At 60.5% G+C, this 24,240-nt stretch carries 24 protein-coding genes; 14 read left to right on the top strand and 10 right to left on the bottom strand.

Annotation, left to right across the window (positions count from 1 at the left end):
* The 4 genes from AC0Z4S_RS13835 (at position 1) to AC0Z4S_RS13820 (ending at position 6,545) form a co-directional block, all read left to right on the top strand.
* Positions 1-1,065, top strand: coding sequence for an imelysin family protein (locus AC0Z4S_RS13835; RefSeq protein WP_485623410.1), 1,065 nt, complete (start codon positions 1-3; stop codon positions 1,063-1,065).
* Between the two features lie 14 nt (positions 1,066-1,079).
* On the top strand, positions 1,080-2,180 hold the full coding sequence (locus tag AC0Z4S_RS13830; protein WP_485623409.1) for a DUF1513 domain-containing protein: 1,101 nt from the start codon (positions 1,080-1,082) through the stop codon (positions 2,178-2,180).
* A gap of 176 nt (positions 2,181-2,356) precedes the next feature.
* Positions 2,357-3,505: an efflux RND transporter periplasmic adaptor subunit gene (locus tag AC0Z4S_RS13825; RefSeq protein ID WP_485623408.1), complete on the top strand. Its 1,149-nt coding sequence runs from the start codon at positions 2,357-2,359 to the stop codon at positions 3,503-3,505.
* Between the two features lie 13 nt (positions 3,506-3,518).
* Positions 3,519-6,545 (top strand): multidrug efflux RND transporter permease subunit, encoded by a 3,027-nt coding sequence (locus AC0Z4S_RS13820; RefSeq protein ID WP_485623407.1) that lies wholly within the window; start codon positions 3,519-3,521, stop codon positions 6,543-6,545.
* 178 nt (positions 6,546-6,723) lie between these two features.
* On the opposite strand, the gene AC0Z4S_RS13815 is transcribed toward AC0Z4S_RS13820, so the two are convergent.
* The 5 genes from AC0Z4S_RS13815 to colR form a co-directional block, all read right to left on the bottom strand.
* Positions 6,724-6,951, bottom strand: a complete 228-nt coding sequence (locus AC0Z4S_RS13815; RefSeq protein ID WP_016773424.1) for a hypothetical protein — start codon at positions 6,949-6,951, stop codon at positions 6,724-6,726.
* A 2-nt stretch (positions 6,952-6,953) separates the two neighbouring features.
* Positions 6,954-7,670 (bottom strand): lipopolysaccharide kinase InaA family protein, encoded by a 717-nt coding sequence (locus AC0Z4S_RS13810; protein ID WP_325717550.1) that lies wholly within the window; start codon positions 7,668-7,670, stop codon positions 6,954-6,956.
* 3 nt (positions 7,671-7,673) lie between these two features.
* Positions 7,674-8,342 carry a class I SAM-dependent methyltransferase gene (locus tag AC0Z4S_RS13805; RefSeq protein ID WP_253504965.1) on the bottom strand — a complete coding sequence of 223 codons (669 nt, stop codon included), beginning with the start codon at positions 8,340-8,342 and terminating at the stop codon, positions 7,674-7,676.
* 151 nt (positions 8,343-8,493) lie between these two features.
* Positions 8,494-9,777, bottom strand: coding sequence for a sensor histidine kinase (locus AC0Z4S_RS13800; protein ID WP_485623406.1), 1,284 nt, complete (start codon positions 9,775-9,777; stop codon positions 8,494-8,496).
* Positions 9,767-10,450: a two-component system response regulator ColR gene (gene colR, locus AC0Z4S_RS13795; protein WP_016773421.1), complete on the bottom strand. Its 684-nt coding sequence runs from the start codon at positions 10,448-10,450 to the stop codon at positions 9,767-9,769. Before colR ends, AC0Z4S_RS13800 begins: the two co-directional genes overlap by 11 nt.
* 211 nt (positions 10,451-10,661) lie before the next feature.
* Here colR and AC0Z4S_RS13790 point away from each other — a divergent pair, with 211 nt between their 5' ends.
* Positions 10,662-11,405, top strand: coding sequence for a phosphatase PAP2 family protein (locus AC0Z4S_RS13790; RefSeq protein ID WP_485623405.1), 744 nt, complete (start codon positions 10,662-10,664; stop codon positions 11,403-11,405).
* A 188-nt stretch (positions 11,406-11,593) separates the two neighbouring features.
* Here the strand turns inward: AC0Z4S_RS13790 and groL are convergent, their stop codons facing one another.
* From groL to AC0Z4S_RS13770, 4 genes are all read right to left on the bottom strand, one after another.
* A complete protein-coding gene (gene groL, locus AC0Z4S_RS13785) occupies positions 11,594-13,240 on the bottom strand; it encodes a chaperonin GroEL (protein ID WP_064365078.1) in 1,647 nt (548 codons plus the stop codon).
* A 50-nt stretch (positions 13,241-13,290) separates the two neighbouring features.
* Positions 13,291-13,584: a co-chaperone GroES gene (locus AC0Z4S_RS13780; RefSeq protein ID WP_007916610.1), complete on the bottom strand. Its 294-nt coding sequence runs from the start codon at positions 13,582-13,584 to the stop codon at positions 13,291-13,293.
* 259 nt (positions 13,585-13,843) lie between these two features.
* Positions 13,844-14,320: an FxsA family protein gene (locus AC0Z4S_RS13775; protein WP_016773418.1), complete on the bottom strand. Its 477-nt coding sequence runs from the start codon at positions 14,318-14,320 to the stop codon at positions 13,844-13,846.
* A 71-nt stretch (positions 14,321-14,391) separates the two neighbouring features.
* Positions 14,392-15,117: a HugZ family pyridoxamine 5'-phosphate oxidase gene (locus tag AC0Z4S_RS13770; protein WP_485623404.1), complete on the bottom strand. Its 726-nt coding sequence runs from the start codon at positions 15,115-15,117 to the stop codon at positions 14,392-14,394.
* Positions 15,118-15,281: 164 nt separating this feature from the next.
* Here AC0Z4S_RS13770 and AC0Z4S_RS13765 point away from each other — a divergent pair, with 164 nt between their 5' ends.
* Positions 15,282-16,040, top strand: coding sequence for an SDR family oxidoreductase (locus tag AC0Z4S_RS13765; protein ID WP_016773416.1), 759 nt, complete (start codon positions 15,282-15,284; stop codon positions 16,038-16,040).
* A 105-nt stretch (positions 16,041-16,145) separates the two neighbouring features.
* On the opposite strand, the gene apbC is transcribed toward AC0Z4S_RS13765, so the two are convergent.
* Positions 16,146-17,240: an iron-sulfur cluster carrier protein ApbC gene (apbC, locus tag AC0Z4S_RS13760; RefSeq protein ID WP_485623403.1), complete on the bottom strand. Its 1,095-nt coding sequence runs from the start codon at positions 17,238-17,240 to the stop codon at positions 16,146-16,148.
* A 152-nt stretch (positions 17,241-17,392) separates the two neighbouring features.
* Here apbC and metG point away from each other — a divergent pair, with 152 nt between their 5' ends.
* The 8 genes from metG (at position 17,393) to AC0Z4S_RS13720 (ending at position 24,194) form a co-directional block, all read left to right on the top strand.
* Positions 17,393-19,444 (top strand): methionine--tRNA ligase, encoded by a 2,052-nt coding sequence (gene metG, locus AC0Z4S_RS13755; RefSeq protein WP_463570967.1) that lies wholly within the window; start codon positions 17,393-17,395, stop codon positions 19,442-19,444.
* Between the two features lie 116 nt (positions 19,445-19,560).
* Positions 19,561-20,130 carry an Rnf-Nqr domain containing protein gene (locus tag AC0Z4S_RS13750; protein ID WP_485623402.1) on the top strand — a complete coding sequence of 190 codons (570 nt, stop codon included), beginning with the start codon at positions 19,561-19,563 and terminating at the stop codon, positions 20,128-20,130.
* Entirely contained in the window at positions 20,127-21,131 is a 1,005-nt protein-coding gene (gene rsxB / locus AC0Z4S_RS13745) for an electron transport complex subunit RsxB (protein ID WP_485623401.1), read from the top strand. Before AC0Z4S_RS13750 ends, rsxB begins: the two co-directional genes overlap by 4 nt.
* Entirely contained in the window at positions 21,118-22,101 is a 984-nt protein-coding gene (locus AC0Z4S_RS13740) for an RnfABCDGE type electron transport complex subunit D (protein WP_485623400.1), read from the top strand. Before rsxB ends, AC0Z4S_RS13740 begins: the two co-directional genes overlap by 14 nt.
* Positions 22,098-22,703, top strand: a complete 606-nt coding sequence (locus AC0Z4S_RS13735; protein WP_485623399.1) for an RnfABCDGE type electron transport complex subunit G — start codon at positions 22,098-22,100, stop codon at positions 22,701-22,703. Before AC0Z4S_RS13740 ends, AC0Z4S_RS13735 begins: the two co-directional genes overlap by 4 nt.
* Entirely contained in the window at positions 22,700-23,272 is a 573-nt protein-coding gene (locus AC0Z4S_RS13730; protein WP_485623398.1) for an Rnf-Nqr domain containing protein, read from the top strand. Before AC0Z4S_RS13735 ends, AC0Z4S_RS13730 begins: the two co-directional genes overlap by 4 nt.
* Positions 23,269-23,907 (top strand): endonuclease III, encoded by a 639-nt coding sequence (gene nth, locus AC0Z4S_RS13725; RefSeq protein WP_485623397.1) that lies wholly within the window; start codon positions 23,269-23,271, stop codon positions 23,905-23,907. Before AC0Z4S_RS13730 ends, nth begins: the two co-directional genes overlap by 4 nt.
* Positions 23,908-24,014: 107 nt before the next feature.
* Positions 24,015-24,194, top strand: coding sequence for a PA3496 family putative envelope integrity protein (locus AC0Z4S_RS13720; protein ID WP_485623396.1), 180 nt, complete (start codon positions 24,015-24,017; stop codon positions 24,192-24,194).
* Positions 24,195-24,240 lie beyond the last annotated feature (46 nt).

Here is a 24,240-nt window from a genome sequence, read left to right as displayed (position 1 = left end):
ATGTTCCGTCCCAAGTTACTGTTCACCAGCCTTGCCGCGCTCGCCCTCGGCGCCTGCTCGCCGCAGGACCCGCAAGCGGTCACCTCGGCGGCGATCGCCAAATCGGTGATCCTGCCGACCTACACCCGCTGGGTCGAAGCCGACCGGCAACTGGCGGTCAGCGCCCTCGCCTACTGCCAGGGCAAGGAAAGCCTGGAAACCGCCCGCGCTGATTTCCTCCACGCGCAAAAAGCCTGGGCCGAACTGCAACCACTGCTGATCGGCCCGCTGGCCGAGGGCAATCGTTCGTGGCAGGTGCAGTTCTGGCCGGACAAGAAAAATCTGGTCGGTCGTCAGGTCGAGCAACTGGTCGTCGCCCAGCCGCAGATCGATGCCGCCGCGCTGGCCAAATCCAGCGTCGTCGTGCAGGGCCTGTCGGCTTACGAATACATCCTCTTCGACGCCAAGCCTGACGTCGCCAACGATGCGCAGAAAGCCAAGTACTGCCCGCTGCTGATCGCCATCGGCGAGCGCCAGAAGCAACTGGCCGAAGAAATCCTGCAGGGCTGGAACAACACCGACGGCATGCTTGCGCAGATGAGCAAGTTCCCCAACCAGCGCTACGCCGACTCCCACGAAGCGATCGCCGATCTGCTGCGCGTACAAGTGACTGCACTGGATACCCTGAAGAAAAAACTAGGTACGCCGATGGGCCGTCAGAGCAAGGGCGTGCCGCAGCCGTTCCAGGCGGATGCGTGGCGCAGCCAATCGTCGCTGACCGCACTGGAAGCCAGCCTTGCCGCGGCCAAAACCGTTTGGGAAGGCGTCGACAACAAAGGCCTGCGCGGTCTGTTGCCAGCCGAGCAGAAACCGCTGGCGGAGAAGATCGACGCCGCTTATGCCGCCTCGCTGAAACTGTTCGACAGCACCCAGCGTTCGCTCGGCGAAATGCTTGAGGACGACGCCGGTCGCCAGCAACTCAACGATATCTACGACAGCCTCAACGTCGTCCATCGCCTGCATGAAGGCGAACTGGCCAAGGCGCTGGGCATCCAACTGGGCTTCAATGCCAACGACGGTGACTGATGAGGGCGAGTGCCATGCTGCGACGTCAGGTTCTGACTTTAGGTAGTGCACTGCTCGGAGCAGTGACGCTGGGCGGCTGGACGCTGTTCAAACGCAAGGATCAGAGCCCTTTGCTGTTGTCGGCGCGTGATGACAGCGACGGCAAGCATTACGCCGTCGGTTATCGGCTCGACGGCACGCGGGTGTTCGCCACCCACGTCGGTCAGCGTTGCCACGACATCATCAATCATCCGACGCAGCCGCTGGCGCTGTTCGTCGCGCGGCGTCCGGGTACCGAGAGTTACCTGATCGACTTGCGCGACGGCAAGTTGCTGCAGACCGTGACTTCGCAGCCGAACCGGCACTTCTACGGCCACGCCGTGGTGCACAAGGACGGCGACTACCTGTACGCCACCGAGAACGACACGTCCGATCCCGGCCGTGGCCTGCTCGGCGTGTACAAGTTCGAAGGCGAGCGGCTGGTGCACTCGGGCGAAATTTCCACCCATGGCCTCGGCCCGCATCAGGTGTCGTGGATGCCCGATGGCGAGACGCTGGTGGTGGCCAACGGCGGGATTCGCACCGAGGCGGAAAGCCGCGTCGATATGAACCTCAACGCCATGGAGCCGAGCCTGGTGCTGATGCAGCGCGACGGCACGTTGCTGAGCAAGGAGACCCTCGCCCAGCAGATGAACAGCGTGCGCCACCTGGGCATCGCCAGCGACGGCACCATCGTCGCCGGTCAGCAATTCATGGGCCCGTCCCATGAGCGCTCGGAACTTCTGGCGATCAAGCGGCCGGGGCAACCGTTCGTGGCGTTCCCGGTGGCCGAGCAGCAGTTGCAGGCGATGGGGCACTACACTGCCAGCGTCGCGGTGCACAGCGATTTGCGCCTGGTCGCGTTGACGGCGCCGCGCGGCAACCGCTTCTTCATCTGGGATCTGGACAGCGGCGAACTGCGCCTCGATGCGCCTTTGCCTGATTGCGCCGGCGTTGGTGCGGTGAAGGATGGTTTTGTGGTGACCTCGGGCCAGGGTCGTTGCCGCTACTACGATTGCCGCCAGGAACAACTGCTGGCCAAGCCGCTGGAATTGCCGGCGGGGCTCTGGGACAACCATCTTCATCTGATGGCCTAGAGCCGTTGAAAAGATCGCAGCCTTCGGCAGCTCCTGCTTTGGAAGGTAATCCCCTGTAGGAGCTGCCGAAGGCTGCGATCTTTTGCTTCACCCTGTAATAACTGCCAGTTGGAATCCCCCCTGTACTCGGAGTAATGTGCCCGCCTGTCTCATGATTTATCCAAGGAACTGGACATATGCTGCGTCGCCGCATGCTGATCATGTTGGGTGTTGTTTTGCTGCTCGTCCTGGTGCTGGGCGGTTACAAGGCCTTTTCGATCTACACGATGATCCAGGGCTTTTCCAAACCGAAACCACCCATCAGCGTCGCCGTGGCCACGGCCGGCGAACAGCCGTGGCAGATGCGTTTGCCCACTGTCGGTTCGCTCAAGGCGCTGCAAGGCGTTGACCTGAGCCTGGAAGTCGCCGGCACCGTCACTGAACTCAAATTCGAATCCGGGCAGAAGGTCAAGGCCGGGCAACCGTTGCTGCAACTTGACAGCGCCGTGGAAACCGCTCTGCTGGAAACCGCCCGCGCCGACCTCGGCCTGGCGCAACTGGATTTCGGCCGTGGCGCACAACTGGTCGACAGCCGCGCGATCTCCAAAGGCGAGTACGACCGCCTCTCCGCCGTGCTGCAAAAGAACAAGGCCACGGTCAATCAGCTCAACGCTACGCTTGCGAAAAAGCGCATCCTCGCGCCGTTCAGCGGCACCATCGGCATCCGCCAGGTCGACGTCGGCGACTACCTCGCCAGCGGCACCAAAATCGCCACGCTGCAAGACTTGAGCAGCCTCTACGCCGACTTCTATGTGCCCGAACAAGCGGTGCCGAAACTCGCCCTCGGCCAGCCCGTGCAGTTCACCGTCGCGGCGTATCCCGGGCAGAACTTCACCGGAAAGATCAGCGCGATCAACCCGATCGTCGAAAGCACCACGCGCAACATCCTCGTCCGCGCCACCCTGGCCAACCCCGACGGCAAGCTCTTGCCAGGCATGTTCGCCAGCCTTGAAGTGCTGCTGCCCGATCCGCAGAGACACATCGTGGTGCCGGAAAGCGCGATCACCTACACCCTGTACGGCAACTCGGTGTACGTGGTCGGGCAGAAGAAGGCCGAGGACGGCAGCGTCGCCAAGGATGACAACGGCCAACCGCTGCTGATCGCCGAACGTCGTTTCGTCGAGACCGGTGAACGCCGCGATGGCCTGGTGATGATCAACAAGGGCGTGCAGAGCGGCGAACAAGTGGTGACCGCTGGCCAGATCAAACTGGACAACGGTGCCCACATCGCCATCAGCGACGACAAGACCCTCGGCGAGCAGAACAGTCCGCCTCGCGCCGACTGATCAAGGAATCCTCATGGCTTTTACCGATCCGTTTATCCGCCGCCCGGTGCTCGCCACCGTGGTCAGCCTGCTGATTGTGCTGCTGGGCTTCCAGGCCTGGAGCAAGCTGCCGCTGCGCCAGTACCCGCAAATGGAAAACGCCCTGATCACGGTGACCACGGCCTATCCCGGGGCCAACGCCGAAACCATTCAGGGCTACATCACCCAACCGATGCAACAGAGCCTGGCCAGCGCCGAGGGCATCGACTACATGACTTCGGTCAGCCGGCAAAACTTCTCGGTGATCTCTATTTACGCGCGCATTGGCGCCAACACCGACCGCTTGTTCACCGAGTTGCTGGCCAAGGCCAACGAGGTGAAGAACAAGCTGCCGCAGGACGCCGAAGACCCGGTGCTGAGCAAGGAATCCGCCGACGCCTCGGCGCTGATGTACATCAGCTTCTTCAGCAAGGACCTGAGCAACCCGCAGATCACCGATTACCTGTCGCGGGTCATCCAGCCAAAACTGGCGACGCTGCCGGGCATGGCCGAAGCGGAGATCCTCGGCAACCAAGTGTTCGCCATGCGACTGTGGCTCGACCCGGTGAAACTCGCCGGCTTCGGCCTCAGCGCCGCCGACGTCACTGCGGCGGTGCGTCATTACAACTTCCTCTCCGCCGCCGGCGAAGTGAAAGGCGAGTACACCGTCACCAGCATCAATGCCAACACCGAACTGAAATCCGCCGAAGCCTTCGCGGCGATTCCGCTCAAGGTCGATGGCGACAGCCGCGTGCTGCTGCGCGATGTCGCGCGGGTGGAAATGGGCGCGGAAAACTACGACTCGATCAGCTCGTTCGGTGGCACGCCGTCGGTGTACATCGGCATCAAGGCCACCCCCGGCGCCAACCCGCTGGACGTGATCAGGGAAGTGCGCAAGCTGATGCCCGAGCTGGAAGCGCAGCTGCCGCCGAATCTGAAAGGCGAAATAGCCTACGACGCTACGCTGTTCATCCAGGCTTCCATCGACGAAGTAGTCAAAACCCTGTTCGAAGCCGTGCTGATCGTCATCGTCGTGGTGTTCCTGTTTCTCGGCGCGTTACGCTCGGTGGTAATCCCGGTGGTGACCATTCCACTGTCGATGATCGGCGTGATGTTCTTCATGCAGATGATGGGTTACTCGATGAACCTGCTGACGCTGCTGGCGATGGTGCTGGCCATCGGCCTGGTGGTGGACGATGCGATCGTCGTGGTGGAGAACATTCACCGGCACATCGAGGAAGGCAAGACGCCGATGGAGGCAGCGCTTGAAGGCGCACGGGAAATCGCAATGCCGGTGGTATCGATGACCATCACCCTGGCGGCGGTGTACGCGCCGATCGGTTTTCTCACCGGGCTGACCGGAGCGCTGTTCAAGGAGTTCGCCCTGACCCTGGCCGGTGCGGTGGTGATTTCCGGCGTCGTCGCCCTGACCCTTTCGCCGATGATGTGCGCGTTTCTGCTGCGTCACGAGGAGAATCCCAGCGGACTGGCCCATCGTCTCGACCGGGTCTTCGAAGGCCTCAAGCGCCGCTATCAAAGCATGCTGCACGGCACGCTCAATACCCGGCCAGTGGTGCTGGTTTTCGCGGTGATCGTGCTGTGCCTGATTCCGGTGTTCCTCAAGTTCAGCAAGTCGGAACTGGCGCCGGACGAGGACCAGGGCATCATTTTCATGATGGCCAGCGCGCCGCAACCGACCAACCTTGAATACCTGAGCACCTACACCGACCAATTCATCACCATCTTCAAAGAGTTTCCCGAGTACTACTCGTCGTTCCAGATCAACGGCTACAACGGCGTGCAGGCCGGTATCGGCGGTTTCCTGCTCAAACCGTGGAACGAGCGCAGCCGTACGCAGATGGACATCCTCCCCGAGGTCCAAAGCAAACTGGAGAGCATTCCCGGCTTGCAGATCTTCGGTTTCAATCTGCCCTCCTTGCCTGGCACCGGTGAAGGGTTGCCGTTCGAATTCGTGGTCAATACGGCGAATGACTACGAGTTGCTGCTGCAAGTCGCCGAGCGGATCGAGAAGCGCGCCATGGAGTCGGGCAAGTTCGCCTTCGTCGACCTCGATCTGGCGTTCGACAAACCGGAAGTGGTGGTCGATATCGACCGCGACAAGGCTGCGCAGATGGGCGTATCGATGCTCGATCTGGGCGGCACGCTGGCGACCTTGCTTGGCGAGGCGGAGATCAACCGCTTCACCATCGACGGGCGCAGCTACAAGGTCATCGCCCAGGTCGAACGGGCCTACCGCGACAACCCGGACTGGCTGAACAATTACTACGTGAAAAACACTCAGGGTGAATTGCTGCCGCTGTCGACCTTGATCAAGGTCAGTGACCGCGCGCGACCGCGCCAGCTCAATCAGTTCCAGCAGCTCAACGCGGCGAAGATTTCCGGTTTCCCGCTGGTAAGCATGGGCGAAGCGATCGACACGGTGCTGCAGATCGCCCGCGAGGAAGCACCGGCCGGATTTGCCTTCGACTACGGCGGCGCCTCGCGGCAGTTCGTACAGGAAGGCAGTGCGTTGTGGGTCACGTTCGCGCTGGCGCTGGCGATCATCTTTCTGGTGCTGGCCGCGCAGTTCGAAAGCTTCCGCGATCCGCTGGTGATTCTGGTGACGGTGCCGCTATCGATTTGCGGCGCGCTGATTCCGCTGTTCCTCGGCTGGTCGAGCATGAACATCTACACCCAGGTCGGGCTGGTGACGCTGATCGGTCTGATCAGCAAGCACGGCATCCTGATCGTCGAGTTCGCCAACCAGTTGCGCAAGGACAAGGGCCTGACCGCCCGTGAAGCTGTTGAAGAAGCGGCGGCGATTCGCTTGCGCCCGGTGCTGATGACCACAGCGGCGATGGTGTTTGGCATGGTGCCGTTGATTCTGGCGACCGGCGCGGGGGCGGTCAGCCGCTTTGATATCGGCATGGTGATTGCCACGGGCATGTCGATTGGCACGTTGTTTACGCTGTTCGTGCTGCCGTGTGTTTATACCTTCCTGGCGAAACCGGATCCCAGATAACACGCATCACCCTGTGGGAGCGAGCCTGCTCGCGAATGCGGTAGTTCAGCTGCATTGATGTCGACTGACACACCTTCGCGAGCAGGCTCGCTCCCACAGAGGACGATATGTATCTTGAAAGTTGTGAAATAAAAAAAGCCTCGCAACTGCGAGGCCTTTTATGTGGGCTTCAATCGTTTCAACTGGCTGGCCTCATTCCCTGGGACAGTCCGAACATGAACAGCAACAAATCATGATCGGGCTGGGTTGCCACGGAGGCCTTGGCCACCCGTGGTACCGAACAATGAGCATCGTTCCCGGACGCCCCTATGACCTGCATGCGCGGCTGCTCCCAGGCAGCCACCGCCAGTGAAGCAACTGCCAAGGCCCCAACCAGGAACAAACCTCGTGCAATTTCGAGTTTCATCGCTATAAACCTTTGATAGCGCTGCCAAACGCCGTCTCATAAAAGTAGACGAGTTTTTTCCAGTCGGCATCGCGGAACGACGAATGGCGACGCAGCTGCTTCATGTCGTGCTGCGCGGCGCGGTAGGCGGTCAGGCGCTGGCGGCATTTCTCCAGATCGATCAGCGCAACTTCAACCTGCGCCGCTTCGCCTTCACCAGTGACCCGTACAAAAACGTGCTTGATGTAGATGCAGCTGTGCTGCCAGCGGCCTTTGTGCATGCGCGCCAGGTTCTCGGCCAGGTCTTTGAGCACGCGCTCGTAAACCACGTCGCCACATTGATCGCGACCACCCGCGGCGGCCAGCCAGTGTTCCAGTTCCTGGAAGCCATCGAGTGATTTGGTGACAAGCAGTGCGCGCCACTTGTGCTGCGGATCCGGTTGCGCGCCACAAAAGACGATCTGCGGAACGCGCACGCCGAGTTTGCTCACGCCGGTCAGCGCATCGAGTTCACGCAATACGGTCGGGCGACCGAACGGGTGCAACCAGCTGCGATAGATGTGCCCGGTCTGACGCTTGGCGTACAGCAACTGGCCGTCACGGCCGACTATGCGCTGCACACCACTTTCGCCACCGCGGCGCACGTTGGGCTCTTCAACCCACTCGCCACGCTGGGCCCAGTAATAATCGAAACGATCCTGTGGAGCGACATCCGCTTCAACCGCTGCTTGCACTGCCATCCTCTACCTCTTGCGTAATACGTAAACCCGCCACATCGCATAGAGCGGTATAAAGTCCAGTTGTTCCTGAATGCGGAAACCCGCCTGCTCAAATTCTTTCTCGATCGTTGCCGCCGGAATCAGAAACCGATTCTGGTAATCACGATTCGGTCGGTCCAGCTCGGCGCGCTTGCGCTTCCAGGCCTTGAAGTTACCGTCGACCCACAACGAAACAATCACACTGTCACGGGTTACCCGCTCGAATTCGCGCAGGATCACCTTACGGTGCTCGGCTTCACCGATATGGTGAAGAAGACGCATGCAGAAGATGCTGTCGACCGCGTTATCCGGCAGAGCGATATCGAACGCCGAGGTGTGCAGCGGTTGTACACGCTTGACCACATCGGCTGGCTGCCCTTGCAGCGCGGTCTTGATCATCGACTCGGAATTGTCCGCACCGATGATCACCCGATTGGGCTTTTCCGCGAGCATTGGCCAGAAGCGTCCGGCACCGCAGGGCAGATCCAGCACCAGACCGGGATCCCCCGCCAGCGCCAGCGCCTTGCGACCCAATTGCTCGTCGCGTAAGTGCGACAGGCGGCGGCCAAGGCTTTCCTTGTGCTTGCGCAGGTAGCGTTGTGCGTGTTGATCGTCGTACTTTTCGGAAAAATCGAGCTTGATCGGGTCGGCCATCATCTGGACTCCTGAGGTCTGATGACGCCACCTTAAGCAGCGGCGTGTCAGCGTCAGGTCATCCAATTGTGAAAATTCTGTCAGGTAAATCTGCAAAGTATTACAACGTTATACAGGATTTAGACAGGCGGGCGGGAGTAGCCTCGAGCCACTATTTGCCTGCATTCACGCCAAGATCTACCTCGAATCGGCAGCCATTGGGGTCCATTGTGCTCAGGCTGACCGTCCAGCCCTGGTTTTCGCAGATGCGCTGCACCAACGATAAGCCAAGGCCGAGGCCTTCACCGCGCTTCTCGCTGCCGCGCACGAAAGGCTCGAACATCGCCTCACGTTTTTCCTCGGGAATGCCCACGCCCGAATCCTCGACAATAAAGCCGTTGGCGGTGAGCGTCAGGCGAATAAAGCCCTCTTCGGTGTAATGCAGTGCGTTACGCAACAGGTTGCCCATGACTGCATTCAGCAAGGTTGCGTTGTATCGGGTATCTGGTGGGTTACCCGGCTCGAACATCAGCGTCAGCCCCTTGCGCTCGATCGGCTCGCGCCACAGACACAGCAGACTTTCGGCCACTTGCGAGAGACTCTGCTGCGGCGCTGCCCCGGCCTCTTCGTTCTGCGCGCGCGCCAGCGTCAGGAAGGTCTGCACCAGCTCGCGCATCTCCTCGCTGGCGCGAGCGATGCGCTCGACCTGGGCGCGACCGCGCTGATCGATGCCGGGGTTTTCCAACAGCAGTTCGCAGGAACTGGCGAGGACCATCAGCGGCGTGCGCAATTCATGGCTGACGTCGCTGGTGAACAACCGCTCGCGGGTCAACGCCTGACGCAAACGGCCCAGCGTGGCATCGAACGCCACCGCCAGTTCGCCGACTTCATCCGCGGCATAATCCGGCGCCAGGGGTGGCGCCAGCCCGAGCAACTGATCGCGATGGCGAACCTGCCGGGCCAGCCGCACCACCGGCGCCATCACCTTGCGCGCGAGCACCCAGCCGAGAAATACCGCCAAGGCCAGGCTGAGCACGAAGCCCACCAGCACCACGGCAAACAGTACGCGCTCGCGCTCTTCGAAATCGCTTTGATCCTGCAGGAGTACGTAGCGCCGGCCATCGACCACTTCGACCATGGCGTGATAGGACAGCTGCTCGCGAAACACTTCATGGAAACCTGCATCGAGGTGACGCAAATCCTTGGGCAGTTCGAAATCCCCGGGCCCGCCGCTGAAATAGAACAGCTGATCCGGCTCCGGGCGATGGCTCCAGTCCGAGACATTGTCCATCAGCAGCAAACGTTGCAGGTCGCCACCCAGCCCAGCGGAAATCAGTTTCTCTTCCACCAGGTGCACCGTCGCCACGATACCCATGGCAAAAGCGCCGGCCACCAGCGCGCTCATCAGCGCAAAGGCGATGATGATCCGCTGGGAAAGGCTCTGCTTAAACTCCATCACGCCCCTCGGCCAAGCGATAACCGACACCGTGCACCGTGTGCAGCAGTGGCTTGGCGAATGGCTTGTCGATCACCTGGCGCAACTGGTGAACATGGCTGCGCAGGCTGTCGCTGTCCGGGCAGTCATCGCCCCAGAGCGCTTCTTCGAGAATCTCCCGACGCAACACGTGGGGGCTCTTCTGCATCAACACCGCGAGCAACTTGAGGCCGACCGGGTTGAGCTTGAGCAGCTTGCCTTCGCGGGTCACTTCCAGGGTGTCGAGGTCGTAGCTCAGATCACCGACCTGCAACGCCCGACGGCCGCCGCCCTGGGCACGACGCATGACCGCTTCGACGCGCGCCGCCAGTTCGGACAGGGCGAAGGGTTTGATCAGGTAATCGTCAGCACCGGATTTGAAGCCCTGCAGCCGGTCGTCGAGTTGATCGCGCGCAGTGAGCATGATCACCGGGGTGTCGCGCCGGGCATCTTCACGCAGGCGCTTGCACAAGGTGTAGCCGTCGATGCCGGGCAGCATGATGTCGAGCACGATCAGGTCGTAATGCTCGGTCGCCGCCAAGTGCAGCCCTGACAGCCCGTCCTGGGCGCAATCGACGGTATAGCCTTTCATGCCCAGGTAATCGGCCAGATTGGCCAGGATGTCACGGTTGTCTTCGACCAGCAGAATTCGCATGGACATCTCCTCCGAACGGGGTTACGGCCGTCTTGGCCCGCGCAGCTTACGGCCAAGTGTGGCTCAGGGCTAGGGGCGTTTTTCGATAAATCTGCGCCGTGCGCGCTGCGACGATTTTTTCACTTTCGGTTAACAAATCGCCGACGCCAGCGCGCGCAGACTCCGCGCGATTGCACCCTCCCTTTCTTTTCATCGACCAAGGAACCTGCCCATGGTGTCGACCTCTGCCCTTCCCGCTTCGAAGCCACTGAACTGGTGGCTGTGTCTGGGCATTCCCGCAGCGGCGGCGATCATTCTGCTGTTGCTGGAACTGACCGATCTGGACATGGATCTGGCGCGAATGTTCTACGACCCGGTCGCCGGTGATTTCATCGGGCGGCACAGCTATTTTCTTGAAGACATCCTGCATGACCGGGCGAAACAGGTGGTGATCGGCTTCTCGGTGTTTGCCATCCTCGGTTTCATCGGCGCGTTTTTCATCGAACGGCTGAAACCGTTCAAGCGTGAATTGGGCTGTCTGGTGCTGTCGCTGGGACTGGCCACTTCGTTTGTCACCCCGGTCAAAGCCGTTACCGCGGTGCAGTGCCCATGGAGTCTGGAGCAATTCGGCGGCCACGAGACCTACAGCAAACTGATGGAGCATCGCCCCGCCACCGACAAGCCGGGGCGTTGCTGGCCGGGTGGCCATGCGGCGACCGGGTTTACCTTGTTTGCGCTGTTCTTCGTGCTGCGTGACCGCCGCCCGCGACTGGCGCGGCAGGCGTTTGTGTTTGCCTTTGCGCTGGGCTCGGTGTTCTCGATCAGCCGCATGATGCAGGGCGCGCACTTCTTTTCGCACAACGTGTGGACGGCGATTTTCTGCTGGCTGATTTGTCTGGGGGCTTATTACTGGGTGCTCTATCGCCCGGCGGGCAAGACTGCAACGGCTGTAACTCCACACCCTATCAACGCCTGAAATGGGGAACCTGTGGGAGCGAGCCTGCTCGCGAATGGTCGGGTCAACTGGCTTATATGCCGGATGAAAAACCGCTTTCGCGAGCAGGCTCGCTCCCACAGGGGATGTGGGTAAGTCTGAGATTCGGGCAATAAAAAACCCCGCTGACTTTCGCCAGCGGGGTTTTGCGTTACAGGGCCAGGGCTGGCTTACATCATGCCGCCCATGCCACCCATGCCGCCCATGTCTGGCATACCGCCGCCCGCTGCACCTTCTTTCTTCGGTGCGTCAGCAACAGCTGCTTCGGTGGTCAGGATCAGACCGCCGATCGAAGCTGCGGCTTGCAGAGCCGAACGGGTTACCTTGGTTGGGTCCAGGATGCCCATTTCGATCATGTCGCCGTATTCGCCGGAAGCAGCGTTGTAACCGAAGTTACCTTTGCCGTTCTTCACTTCGTTGACGACTACGCTTGGCTCGTCACCGGAGTTGGCAGCGATCTGACGCAGCGGCGCTTCAACAGCGCGACGCAGCACAGCGATACCGACGTTCTGGTCAGCGTTGTCGCCGGTCAGCTCGGTCAGTGCTTCCAGAGCACGGATCAGCGCGACGCCACCGCCAGGTACCACGCCTTCTTCAACGGCTGCGCGGGTTGCGTGCAGGGCGTCTTCAACGCGGGCTTTCTTCTCTTTCATTTCAACTTCGGAACCAGCGCCAACCTTGATCACTGCAACGCCGCCGGACAGCTTGGCCAGACGCTCTTGCAGTTTTTCACGGTCGTAGTCCGAGGAAGTTTCGGCAACCTGGGCACGGATCTGAGCGATACGGCCTTCGATGTCTGCCTGCACGCCAGCACCGTCAACGATGATGGTGTTTTCCTTGGACAGGGTGACGCGCTTGGCGTTACCCAGGTGCTCCAGGGTGGTGCTTTCCAGGCTCAGACCGATCTCTTCGGAGATAACGGTACCGCCGGTCAGAACAGCGATGTCCTGCAGCATGGCCTTGCGACGGTCGCCGAAGCCCGGTGCCTTGACGGCAGCGACTTTGACGATGCCGCGCATGTTGTTCACAACCAGCGTCGCCAGGGCTTCGCCTTCAACGTCTTCGGCCACGATCAGCAGCGGACGGCCGGCTTTGGCAACGGCTTCCAGCACTGGCAGCATTTCGCGGATGTTGGAGATCTTCTTGTCGACCAGCAGGATCAGCGGGCCGTCGAGCTCGGCAACCATGGTGTCCGGCTTGTTGACGAAGTACGGCGAGAGGTAGCCACGGTCGAACTGCATGCCTTCTACAACCGACAGTTCGTTTTCCAGGCCCGAGCCTTCTTCAACGGTGATCACGCCTTCTTTACCGACTTTTTCCATGGCTTCGGCAATGATGTCGCCGATGGAGTTGTCGGAGTTGGCCGAGATGGTGCCGACCTGAGCGATGGCTTTGAAGTCAGCGCATGGCTTGGACAGGGCTTTGAGCTCTTTGACGATGGCGATGGTCGCCTTGTCGATGCCGCGTTTCAGGTCCATCGGGTTCATGCCGGCAGCGACGGCTTTCAGGCCTTCGTTGACGATCGACTGAGCCAGAACGGTAGCGGTGGTAGTACCGTCGCCAGCGTCATCGTTGGCACGGGAGGCAACGTCTTTGACCAGCTGCGCGCCCATGTTTTCGAAGCGATCTTCGAGTTCGATCTCTTTGGCGACGGAAACGCCGTCCTTGGTGATGGTCGGAGCGCCGAAGCTCTTCTCGAGAATCACGTTACGGCCTTTCGGGCCCAGGGTCGCTTTTACCGCGTCAGCCAGAACGTTGACGCCTTTGAGCATCTTGGAGCGGGCGGCATCGCCGAACTTAACTTCTTTAGCAGCCATGATCGATATTCCTTAAATACTTTGTAGTAACGGGAAAATGAACGGGAGTATCAGCCTTCGATAACCGCGAGAATTTCGTTCTCGCTCATTACCAGCAGGTCTTCGCCATCGACTTTCACAGTGTTGCTGCCGGAGTAAGGACCGAACACAACCTTGTCGCCTTCCTTCACGGACAGTGCACGCACTTCACCGTTTTCCAGAGCTTTGCCCGGGCCTACAGCGAGAATCACACCGTGGTTGGCTTTTTCAGCAGCCGAACCTGGCAGGACGATACCGCCAGCGGTTTTCTTTTCTTCTTCGCTGCGACGGATAACGACGCGGTCATGCAGAGGACGAAGCTTCATTGTCGATCTCTCCTAATTGTGGTTTTCATCGGCCGGTGTAGTCCCGGCGGGTTTAACGAATCCGGCCTGCGCCGGTTGCGATTCGTCGAGCGAACCGCGGAAGTCTGTCCGGTTCAAATACCGGAAACCTTTCGGTGACCGATACATAGGGGCGTACAAGCCGATTACAAGGGCTGGCGGAAAAAATTTTTCATCCAGACACGGTAAATAACAGCCATAAACGAGCACGGCACCCGCAGGTGCCGTGTCGATGCTGATGTCACTTGTTGTCGCGGTGTTCGAACTCGCCTTCGATCACATTCGGCTCTCGACCCAGCGGCTCGCGCGGTGCCGGGCCGCCCCGTGGTTGCAGGTCGTCGGCGAAGGCGCGCTGGCGCATGGCCTGGTCTTCGGCGCGCTGACGCATCTTGTTTGCCAGCAGACGGCGGGTGACCGGCAACAGCATCACCAGACCCACCACATCACTGATGAAGCCGGGGATGATCAGCAGGCCGCCGGCCAGCGCCAGCATCAGGCCTTCGAGCATGGTCTGGGCGGGCAATTCGCCGCGGTTCAGGCTTTCCCGGGCACGCAATGCGGTGGCCAGACCGGCGACGCGCAGTACGAACACACCGAACATCGAGCCGAGAATGATCAGCAGCAGGGCCGGGAAAAACCCGATAGAGCCTGCCACTTTGACGAATACGAACAGCTCCAGCACTGGAAACAGCAGAAAGAGCAACAGAAAAGGGCGCATCAAAGTTTCCTCAACGCAAGAAATGCCTTGCAGTAAGCCTTAGATGACGTCGCCCTTGCGTGAATTCAACCTTAAGAATCCGGTTTTTTTGCCCAGACCTCGGCGTGAGCCAATGAAACCAAGGCTTCGCGCACTTGTGTCGGCGTATTACATGGCGCCGCGAAGGGTAACCAGTACAGCGCCTGACCGATGCGCAGGTGCATGCCTTCGCTGTCGATCCCGGCCAGTTGCGCCGGCTCGCTGTCCGGCAGTCCGGCAAGCTCGACGTAGTGGGCGATGGCCTTGGCGTGGTCGCTGTTCATGTGCTCGACCATGCTGATTTCCGCCTTGCCGGCGAACGGGTTGGCCAAGGTCAGATGATCGACCCAGTGGATCGCGCCAAACCCGCCGATGTAGCGATGGCGCACCGGATCGAGCACCCAGAAATCGAAATCGTGGGCCTGGTGATAATTCTGCGAGTCGGGGAAATAACGGTAATAGCGTTCGGCGGCGGCCTCGATGGCTGCCGGATCTTCGAGCTTCTGCGCTTCGGCCAGATAAGTCAGACGCCCGACGGCCTGCACATCGTCGGCCTCGCGCTCGCCCACCAGCATCGAGCACTTCGGATCTTTCTGCAGGTTGTGGGTGTGCTGGGCAATGCGGCTGATCAGGATCAGCGGCCGCCCCTGCTCGTCCAGGCAATACGGCACAACCGAGCCAAAGGGAAAACCCGGCATCGATTTGGAGTGGGTCGACAGCACTCCACGGTATTCCTTGAGAAGCAATTCTCGGGCATTCTTCGCCACTTCAGCGCTCAATTTGTGACTCCTTAAATAGGTTCCGTCTAGAAAACGGACAGGCGCGCAGCGAATAGTAACCGGCGCGCGTCGGGCAAATGTTCCTGTGCAACCTGGCCCGGACCGGTGCCGATCGAGCGTTGCCGACAACAAAAACAACTCAGACCTGCCAGCGGGACATGCGAATGCAACTCAACGACAAAGTAATCATTATCACCGGCGGTTGCCAGGGTTTGGGCCGTTCCATGGCCGAGTATTTCGCCGGCAAGGGCGCGAAACTGGCCCTGGTCGATCTGAATCAGGAAAAACTCGACGACGCCGTGGCCGCCTGCAAAGCCAAGGGTGTCGAAGCGCGCAGCTATCTGTGCAACGTTGCCAACGAAGAACAGGTCGAGCACATGGTCGCGCAAGTGGCCGAGGACTTCGGCGCCATCCACGGCCTGATCAACAACGCCGGGATCCTGCGCGATGGTCTGCTGCTGAAGGTCAAGGATGGCGAAATGACCAAGATGAGTCTGGCCCAGTGGCAGGCAGTGATCGACGTCAACCTGACCGGCGTATTCCTCTGCACCCGTGAAGTCGCGGCGAAGATGGTCGAGCTGAAGAACAGCGGCGCGATTATCAACATCTCGTCGATTTCTCGTGCGGGCAACGTCGGCCAGACCAACTATTCCGCAGCCAAGGCGGGCGTCGCAGCGGCGACCGTGACCTGGGCGAAGGAGCTGGCACGTTACGGCATTCGCGTCGCGGGCATTGCGCCGGGCTTCATCGAAACCGAGATGACCCTGGGCATGAAGCCGGAAGCGCTGGAGAAGATGACGTCGGGGATTCCGCTCAAGCGCATGGGCAAGCCGGAAGAGATCGCCCATTCAGCGGCGTATATCTTCGAGAACGACTATTACACCGGGCGGATTCTGGAGATGGATGGCGGGTTGCGGATCTGAAGCAAAATCAAAAGATCGCAGCCTCGCTTCGCTCGTCAGCTCCTACGGAATGTGTAGGAGCTGACGAGCGAAGCGAGGCTGCGATCTTTTTGCAGGCGGCGCCGATCAATCGTCGCTGATGGTGATATTCGGCATCGCCGGCGAAACCGCTTCCTGCAAAACAATGCGCGCGCCGACGTGGCGGGCCAGTTCCTGATAGACCATGGCGATCTGGCTGTCCGGCTCGGCGATCACGGTTGGCTTGCCGCCATCGGCCTGTTCGCGGATCAGCATCGACAGCGGCAGCGAGGCCAGCAGTTCGACGCCGTATTGGGTGGCCAGTTTCTCACCGCCACCTTCACCGAACAGATGCTCGGCATGCCCGCAGTTCGAGCAGATGTGCACGGCCATGTTTTCCACCACGCCCAGCACCGGAATGTTGACCTTGCGGAACATTTCCACGCCTTTGCGTGCATCGAGCAGCGCCAGATCCTGCGGCGTGGTGACGATCACCGCGCCCGCCACCGGGACTTTCTGCGCCAGGGTCAGCTGGATGTCGCCGGTGCCCGGCGGCATGTCGATGACCAGATAATCCAGATCGCCCCACGCAGTCTGCGTGACCAGTTGCAGGAGCGCCCCGGAAACCATCGGCCCGCGCCAGACCATCGGCGTGTTGTCGTCGGTCAGGAATGCCATCGACATGACTTCCACACCGTGGGCCTTGAGCGGCACGAACCACTTCTGATCCTTGATTTCCGGGCGGGTGCGCTCGGGGATGCCGAACATGATGCCCTGACTCGGGCCATAGATATCGGCGTCGAGAATGCCGACTTTGGCGCCTTCACGGGCCAGCGCCAGCGCAAGGTTGGCGGCGGTGGTGGATTTGCCCACGCCGCCCTTGCCGGAAGCGACGGCAACCACATTCTTGACGTTGGCCAGCCCCGGAATCTGCGCCTGGGCCTTGTGCGCGGCGATCACACTGGTGACTTCGACGCGGGCAATCACCACGCCGTCGAGGTTTTCGATCGCCAGTTGCAGTAATTGCGCCCAGCCGCTCTTGAACAGGCCGGCGGCGTAGCCGATTTCCAGCTGCACATTGACGCGGTCACCGATGATCTCGATGTTTTTCACGCAACCGGCGCTGACCGGGTCCTGGTTCAGGTAAGGGTCGGTGTATTGACTGAGGACGGCTTCCACCGCTGCGCGAGTGACGGCGCTCATGGGCAACTCCGATAACAAGACTGGAAAGGATGGCGGCTATCGTACCCCTTCTGTCCTGCGGACGGCATGCCCGGCAACCATTTGCAGGGGTGAAATATCTTTCCCGGCGCTTTATAGTGGCCGACCTCCGTTTCATCAAGTAGCGAAGCCCCATGTCCGAGCCACGCAAGATCCTCGTCACCAGCGCCCTGCCCTACGCCAACGGTTCGATCCACCTTGGCCACATGCTGGAATACATCCAGACCGATATGTGGGTGCGCTTCCAGAAGCATCGCGGCAATCAATGCATTTATGTCTGCGCCGACGACGCCCACGGTTCGGCGATCATGCTGCGCGCGGAAAAGGAAGGCATCACCCCGGAACAACTGATCGCCAACGTGCAGGCTGAACACAGCGCCGACTTTGCCGACTTCCTGGTCGACTTCGACAACTTCCACTCCACTCACGCCGAAGAAAACCGTGAGCTGTCGAGCCAGATCTACCTCAAGCTGCGTGACGCCGGGCACATCGCCCAGCGCTCGATCACCCAGTATTTCGACCCGGAAAAGAAAATGTTCCTGGCCGACCGCTTCATCAAGGGCACCTGTCCGAAGTGCGGCACCGAAGACCAGTACGGCGACAACTGCGAAAAATGCGGCGCGACCTACGCACCGACCGACCTGAAGGATCCGAAGTCGGCGATCTCCGGCGCCACTCCGGTGCTCAAGGATTCCCAGCACTTCTTCTTCAAGCTGCCGGACTTCCAGGACATGCTCCAGGCCTGGACCCGTAGCGGCACTTTGCAGGACGCGGTGGCCAACAAGATCGCCGAATGGCTGGATGCCGGCCTGCAACAGTGGGACATTTCCCGCGATGCGCCGTACTTCGGCTTCGAGATTCCGGGCGAGCCGGGCAAGTATTTCTATGTGTGGCTGGATGCGCCGATCGGTTACATGGCCAGCTTCAAGAACCTCTGCAACCGTACGCCGGAGCTGGACTTCGACGCGTTCTGGGGCAAGGACTCGACTGCCGAGCTGTATCACTTCATCGGCAAGGACATCGTCAACTTCCACGCACTGTTCTGGCCAGCCATGCTTGAAGGCGCCGGCTACCGCAAGCCGACCGGCATCAACGTGCACGGCTACCTGACCGTCAACGGCCAGAAAATGTCGAAGTCGCGCGGCACCTTCATCAAGGCCCGCACTTATCTCGATCACCTGTCGCCGGAATACCTGCGCTATTACTACGCGGCCAAACTGGGCCGTGGCGTCGACGACCTCGACCTGAACCTGGAAGACTTCGTGCAGAAGGTCAACTCCGACCTGGTCGGCAAAGTGGTCAACATCGCCAGCCGTTGCGCCGGGTTTATCCACAAGGGCAACGGCGGCCTGCTGGTCGACAACAATGCCGCGCCGGAACTGACCGAGGCCTTCCTCGCCGCCGCGCCGAGCATTGCCGACGCCTATGAAGCCCGCGACTTCGCCCGCGCCATGCGTGAAACCATGGCCCTGGCCGACCGCGCCAACGCCTGGATCGCCGACAAGGCGCCATGGTCGCTGAACAAGCAGGAAGGCAAGCAGGATGAAGTCCAGGCGATCTGCGCCACCGGCATCAACCTGTTCCGCCAGTTGGTGATTTTCCTCAAGCCGGTGCTGCCGCTGCTGGCCGCCGATGCCGAGGCGTTCCTCAACGTCGCCCCGCTGACCTGGAACGACCACACCACTCTGCTGGCCAATCACCAGCTCAACGAATTCAAACCGTTGATGACCCGCATCGACCCGGTAAAAGTACAAGCCATGACCGACGCCTCGAAAGAAGACCTGACCGCCAGCCAGACTGACACCGGTGCCGCCGCCCCTGCGGGCAACGGCGAACTGGCCAAGGATCCGCTGTCGCCGGAAATCGACTTCGATGCTTTTGCCGCCATTGACCTGCGCGTCGCGTTGATCGTCAAGGCCGAACACGTGGAAGGCGCCGACAAGCTGCTGCGCCTGACCCTCGATATCGGTGACGAGCAACGCAATGTGTTCTCCGGGATCAAGAGCGCTTACCCGGATCCGTCGAAACTCGACGGTCGCCTGACCATGATGATCGCCAACCTCAAGCCTCGGAAAATGAAGTTCGGTATTTCCGAAGGCATGGTGATGGCGGCGGGCCCTGGCGGTGAAGAGATCTACCTGCTGAGTCCGGACAGCGGCGCCAAGCCGGGTCAGCGCATCAAGTAAGGCGTTGCCGTAAAACGATCCCACCGACGTGCGTTGCGCATGCCGGTGGGATTTTTCATATCTGGCCCGATAGTGCCTACCCTTGAGAGACACCCGCCCGTTTCGCTGGCAGAACCATGACCGAACTCGTGTTAACGCTGATCAGTGCTGCGCTGCTCAACAACTTCGTGTTGCACTGGCCGCTGGGCGTCGCTCCCCTGCTGGCGGGTAGCCGACGGCAAGTGCATGCGCTGGGGTTGGCGACGTTGTGCCTGATGATTGTCGTCGGCGTCATCGGTCAAGCGATCTGGCAATGGATACTGGTGCCGTTGCAGCTGGAAGCGCTGCGCCTGTTCGTGTTTTTGCCGCTGAGTGTGTTGTTGATCGCACCGCTGCTGAAACTGCTGGCACGCGGACTGCCGGATTGGCCGTTCGAGGGATTATGGCCGCTGTTGCTCGGCAATGCCGGGGTCCTCGGGCTGGCGCTGATCAACGCGCAGAACGACCAAGGCCTGTTGAACGCGACAGCCTTGAGTCTCGGCGCCGGGCTGGGTTTCTGGCTGGTGCTGAGTGTGTTCTGCGATCTGCGCGAGCGCACGGCCGACAACGATATTCCTCTGCCCTTTCGCGGTCTGCCGATCGACCTGATCAGCGCCGGACTGATCGCAGTGATTTTTCTCGGATTCAGTGGATTGATCAAAACATGAGTCTGATTCAACGCATCGATGCCCTGCTGCCGCAGACCCAATGCGGCAAGTGCGGCCATCCCGGATGCAAACCCTATGCGCAAGGCATCGTTGATGGCGAGCCGATCAACAAGTGCCCGCCGGGCGGCGAGGAAACCATCGCCGCCCTCGCCAAGCTCTTGAAAATACCGGTGCTGGAGCTGGACGTCAGCCGTGGCCCGGCACCGCCTCAAATCGCCTTCATCCGCGAGGCCGAATGCATCGGCTGCACCAAATGCATTCAGGCCTGCCCGGTGGACGCCATTGTTGGCGCGGCAAAATTCATGCATACGGTGCTGATCGACGAATGCACAGGTTGTGATCTGTGCGTCGCGCCGTGCCCGGTCGACTGCATCGAAATGCATCCTTTGCCTGCGAACACGATCCCGGTGGTTGGCGGTCTCGCATTCGATCTCGAAGAACAGCGCGCCCGCGCTGAAAAGCGTGACCATGCGCGCCAGCGTTTCGAGCGCCGCAACCAGCGCCTGCTGCGTGAAGAACAGCAAAAACAGGCCGAACGTGAAGCGCGAGCCCAGCGTGCGGCACAGCCGCAAGTGTCGACCGCCGACCCGGTGCAGGCAGCGCTCGAGCGGGTACGTGCGCAAAAAGCCGCGAACGCCGACGCGGCGCTGAAGAAGGCCAAGGTCGATGTGGCGATGAGTCGTGCGCAACTGCACAAATCGCTGAAAGCCTTCGGTCATCCGCCGACGTTCGAGCAGCAGTCGCAACTGATCGTCCTGCAGCAACAATTCGAAGCCGCCGAACAAGCGTTGGCCACCCTGGAAAACAGCCAACCGGCAACTCCCGTCGCCCCCGCTCCGAGCAATGACGCGGAACTGAAGCGGGCCAAAATCCAGTTGGCCATGCGCCGCGCCGAGTTGAAAAAAGCTCAGGCGGCAGAGGCTGCACCCGAGCAGATCGCAGCACTGGAACAGGCCGTGACTGACGCCGAGCGTCGGGTGCAAGACCATGCCGCCCCTTGAGGCTGCGGATGATCGCCTGCAACAGGCGATGAATAGCGTGCTGCTCGCAGCTCTGCCGGGGCTGCTTGCTTTGTTCTGGCTGTATGGCTGGGGCGTGTTGATCAACCTGCTGCTGGCGGTTGTCAGCGCTTTGCTCGTCGAGGCTGGCGTTGCCCGTCTGCGTCGGCAAGCGATGCAAGCTGCGTTGCGCGATGGCAGTGCGCTGGTCAGTGCAATGTTGCTGGCCGTTGCGCTGCCGGCTTATTGCCCTTGGTGGCTGACGGTCACCGCGACCGTTTCTGGCTTGGTGTTCGGCAAACACCTGTATGGCGGCGTCGGCAAAAACCCGTTCAATCCGGCCATGCTCGGCTTTGCCTTGAGCATCGCGCTGTTCCCGCAAGCGATGACGCACTGGCCAGGTCATGGCCTCGATTTCCTTCCGGCGCTGCAACAGGTTTTCAGTCCGGCACCAGCGCCGGACGCCTGGGTGCAGGCCACCGCGCTGGACAGCTTGCGCATCAATAAAAGCCTGACCATGGATGAACTGTTCGCCAGCAACCCGGCCTTCGGCCGTTTTGGCGGGCGCGGTGTGGAGTGGGTCAATCTGGCGTTTCTGCTCGGCGGCCTGTTCCTGTTGCAGCGGCGAATCTTTTCCTGGCACGCGCCGGTGGGCATGCTTGCCAGCCTGTTCGGCATCAGCCTGTTGTGCTGGAACGGCTCGGGGTCGGACTCCCATGGTTCGCCGCTGTTTCACCTGCTCAGCGGCGCCACGATGCTCGGCGCATTTTTCATCGTCACCGAACCGGTGTCCGGGGCGAAAAGCGCCCTCGCCCGACTGCTGTTCGGCGTGGGCGTCGGCCTGCTGACTTACCTGATTCGCACCTGGGGCGGCTACCCGGACGGCGTCGCGTTCGCGGTATTGCTGATGAATTTTCTGGTGCCTGCGCTGGAGCGCTTCGCCGCCAGCCGCCGGCCGCCGGTGAGCGCATGAAGCGCTCGGCCAGTGTCATGATGATTGTGCTGCTGGCGTGCGTTGGCGTGAGCGCGACCTACCTGCTGCAGCGCAGCAGTGCGCCGCAGATTGCCGCTGAGCTGCGCCTGCTCGACAGCCGCAAACTGCTTGATGTGCTCCCTGCAGAACGCTACGACAATCAGCCGCTGGAGCATCCGCTGACGCTCCCCGACACAGCGCTGCGCCATAGCACGCTGTCGGGCGGCTATCGGGCGATGCAATCCGGGCAAACCGTGGCCGTGCTGTTGCGCAGCAGGACCGAAGGTTACGCAGGTATTCTCGAACTGCTGATCGCCATCGATGCCAACGGCAAACTTCTTGGTGTTAAAACCCTTGAGCAGCGCGAAACGCCGGGATTGGGCGGTCACATCGGTGAATGGCCGAATGCCTGGCTGCAGAGTTTCACCGGTAAATCCCGCAGTGACCCGACAGACGCCGGCTGGGCGCTGATAAAGGATCAAGGGCAATTCGATCAGATGGCCGGTGCGACCATTACCTCCCGTGCCGCGATCAATGCGATTCATGACGCGCTGCGTTACTTCGATGAGCATCGGGCGCTGCTGCTGGGAGCTGGGACATGAAGCGCACACTAACGTTATTGATGCTGGTGCCGTTACTGGGCGCCACAGAAACATTGAGCGCTGCATTGGGGATGACTCTGGTGCTCGGCACGGCGCTCGGAGCCTTCGCCATATGCATGTCGGTGCTACGTGATCGTCTGACTGGCGCAAATGTATTGCTGGCGAACCTGATACTCGCCGCAACGCTGACCAGTTGCGCAGACATCGTGGCACGACGCTGGTTTTTACCCTGGCAGCAGCCGCTTGATCTCTATATAGGGCTGATCGCCTTGCAATGCATCGCGCTTGAATACAGCGGCGCCTTCCGCGGCCCGGCCGTCGGGTGTTTCAAACGCTGTGTCATGTTCGGCGCGCTCATGCTGTCGATCGGCGGGCTGCGCGAAATCATCGGCCATGGCACCCTTGGCCGAGGGTTTTCGACGCATTGGCAAGGTGTGGTTTTATTCCCCGAGGGGCTGCATCTGATTACGCTGGTTCCCGGCGCTTTTGTTTTACTGGGCCTTCTTCTCGCCGCTCGTCAGGCGTGGACACGCCGCAACTCTGTCATCAAGGAAACGCATCGCCCATGAATGCTGCAAAACGTCTTGAGATATTTCGCCGACTGCACGAAGACAATCCCGAGCCGAAGACAGAACTGGCGTACTCGTCGCCCTTCGAGCTGCTGATTGCGGTAATTCTTTCGGCGCAGTCCACCGATGTTGGCGTCAACAAGGCCACGGCAAAACTGTTTCCGGTTGCCAATACACCCGCAGCGATTTTCGCGCTGGGTATCGAAGGCTTGTCCGAGTACATCAAGACCATCGGTCTATACAACAGCAAGGCGAAGAACGTCATCGAAACCTGCCGCTTGCTGGTTGAACGCCATGGCGGCGAAGTCCCGCAAACCCGCGAAGAGCTGGAAGCCTTGCCCGGCGTCGGACGCAAGACAGCCAACGTGGTCCTCAATACAGCGTTTCGCCAGTTGACCATGGCAGTCGACACGCACATTTTCCGCGTCAGCAACCGCACCGGCATCGCGCCGGGGAAAAATGTGATGGAAGTTGAAATGAAACTGATGAAGTTTGTGCCGAAAGAATTCCTGCTCGATTCACATCACTGGCTGATTTTGCACGGCCGTTATGTGTGCCTGGCGCGCAAACCGCGCTGCGGTAGCTGCCGCATCGAAGATCTGTGCGAATACAAACATAAAACTTCCCACGATTGAGCCGTCATCGGTTTTTTGCATCCATCGATTGAAAAAATCTTTTTTACCCGCCGCGGTAATGTCGATATAAGGAGCGCCAAAGGCAGTCTTAGCCGGGAGTTGACTTCATGAGTACCGACAAAGAGCAACTGGATGTAGAAGAGGAATTTATTGCCGCTGAAGCCGATGACGCAGAACCGGTGGTGGAAGTGGCCAAGACCAACCTCAGCAAGCGTCGCACAATTGACAACCTGCTTGAGGAGCGCCGACTGCAACGGCAATTGGCCGATTACGATTTTGATCTGTGATAGCTGAAGGCCTCCCGAACCGGAGGCTTTTCATTTTCTGCGGCAA

This window comes from Pseudomonas sp. 1L-B-1-E-C1, from assembly GCF_057291835.1.
Note: the sequence above shows the minus strand (reverse complement) of the source record. Positions and strands in the feature narration are given on the sequence as shown.

What these genes read in the sequence shown, in the direction of transcription:
- groL (WP_064365078.1), bottom strand. Translation starts at nt 13,240, where the DNA reads ATGGCTGCTAAAGAAGTTAAGTTCGGCGATGCCGCCCGCTCCAAGATG.
- AC0Z4S_RS13735 (WP_485623399.1), top strand. Translation starts at nt 22,098, where the DNA reads ATGAAGCGCTCGGCCAGTGTCATGATGATTGTGCTGCTGGCGTGCGTT.
- AC0Z4S_RS13720 (WP_485623396.1), top strand. Translation starts at nt 24,015, where the DNA reads ATGAGTACCGACAAAGAGCAACTGGATGTAGAAGAGGAATTTATTGCC.
- rsxB (WP_485623401.1), top strand. Translation starts at nt 20,127, where the DNA reads ATGAGTCTGATTCAACGCATCGATGCCCTGCTGCCGCAGACCCAATGC.
- AC0Z4S_RS13775 (WP_016773418.1), bottom strand. Translation starts at nt 14,320, where the DNA reads ATGCGCCCTTTTCTGTTGCTCTTTCTGCTGTTTCCAGTGCTGGAGCTG.
- AC0Z4S_RS13800 (WP_485623406.1), bottom strand. Translation starts at nt 9,777, where the DNA reads ATGGAGTTTAAGCAGAGCCTTTCCCAGCGGATCATCATCGCCTTTGCG.
- AC0Z4S_RS13830 (WP_485623409.1), top strand. Translation starts at nt 1,080, where the DNA reads ATGCTGCGACGTCAGGTTCTGACTTTAGGTAGTGCACTGCTCGGAGCA.
- AC0Z4S_RS13790 (WP_485623405.1), top strand. Translation starts at nt 10,662, where the DNA reads ATGGTGTCGACCTCTGCCCTTCCCGCTTCGAAGCCACTGAACTGGTGG.
- AC0Z4S_RS13740 (WP_485623400.1), top strand. Translation starts at nt 21,118, where the DNA reads ATGCCGCCCCTTGAGGCTGCGGATGATCGCCTGCAACAGGCGATGAAT.
- AC0Z4S_RS13825 (WP_485623408.1), top strand. Translation starts at nt 2,357, where the DNA reads ATGCTGCGTCGCCGCATGCTGATCATGTTGGGTGTTGTTTTGCTGCTC.
- colR (WP_016773421.1), bottom strand. Translation starts at nt 10,450, where the DNA reads ATGCGAATTCTGCTGGTCGAAGACAACCGTGACATCCTGGCCAATCTG.
- AC0Z4S_RS13805 (WP_253504965.1), bottom strand. Translation starts at nt 8,342, where the DNA reads ATGGCCGACCCGATCAAGCTCGATTTTTCCGAAAAGTACGACGATCAA.
- AC0Z4S_RS13820 (WP_485623407.1), top strand. Translation starts at nt 3,519, where the DNA reads ATGGCTTTTACCGATCCGTTTATCCGCCGCCCGGTGCTCGCCACCGTG.
- AC0Z4S_RS13780 (WP_007916610.1), bottom strand. Translation starts at nt 13,584, where the DNA reads ATGAAGCTTCGTCCTCTGCATGACCGCGTCGTTATCCGTCGCAGCGAA.
- AC0Z4S_RS13810 (WP_325717550.1), bottom strand. Translation starts at nt 7,670, where the DNA reads ATGGCAGTGCAAGCAGCGGTTGAAGCGGATGTCGCTCCACAGGATCGT.
- AC0Z4S_RS13730 (WP_485623398.1), top strand. Translation starts at nt 22,700, where the DNA reads ATGAAGCGCACACTAACGTTATTGATGCTGGTGCCGTTACTGGGCGCC.
- nth (WP_485623397.1), top strand. Translation starts at nt 23,269, where the DNA reads ATGAATGCTGCAAAACGTCTTGAGATATTTCGCCGACTGCACGAAGAC.
- AC0Z4S_RS13835 (WP_485623410.1), top strand. Translation starts at nt 1, where the DNA reads ATGTTCCGTCCCAAGTTACTGTTCACCAGCCTTGCCGCGCTCGCCCTC.
- apbC (WP_485623403.1), bottom strand. Translation starts at nt 17,240, where the DNA reads ATGAGCGCCGTCACTCGCGCAGCGGTGGAAGCCGTCCTCAGTCAATAC.
- AC0Z4S_RS13815 (WP_016773424.1), bottom strand. Translation starts at nt 6,951, where the DNA reads ATGAAACTCGAAATTGCACGAGGTTTGTTCCTGGTTGGGGCCTTGGCA.
- metG (WP_463570967.1), top strand. Translation starts at nt 17,393, where the DNA reads ATGTCCGAGCCACGCAAGATCCTCGTCACCAGCGCCCTGCCCTACGCC.
- AC0Z4S_RS13750 (WP_485623402.1), top strand. Translation starts at nt 19,561, where the DNA reads ATGACCGAACTCGTGTTAACGCTGATCAGTGCTGCGCTGCTCAACAAC.
- AC0Z4S_RS13765 (WP_016773416.1), top strand. Translation starts at nt 15,282, where the DNA reads ATGCAACTCAACGACAAAGTAATCATTATCACCGGCGGTTGCCAGGGT.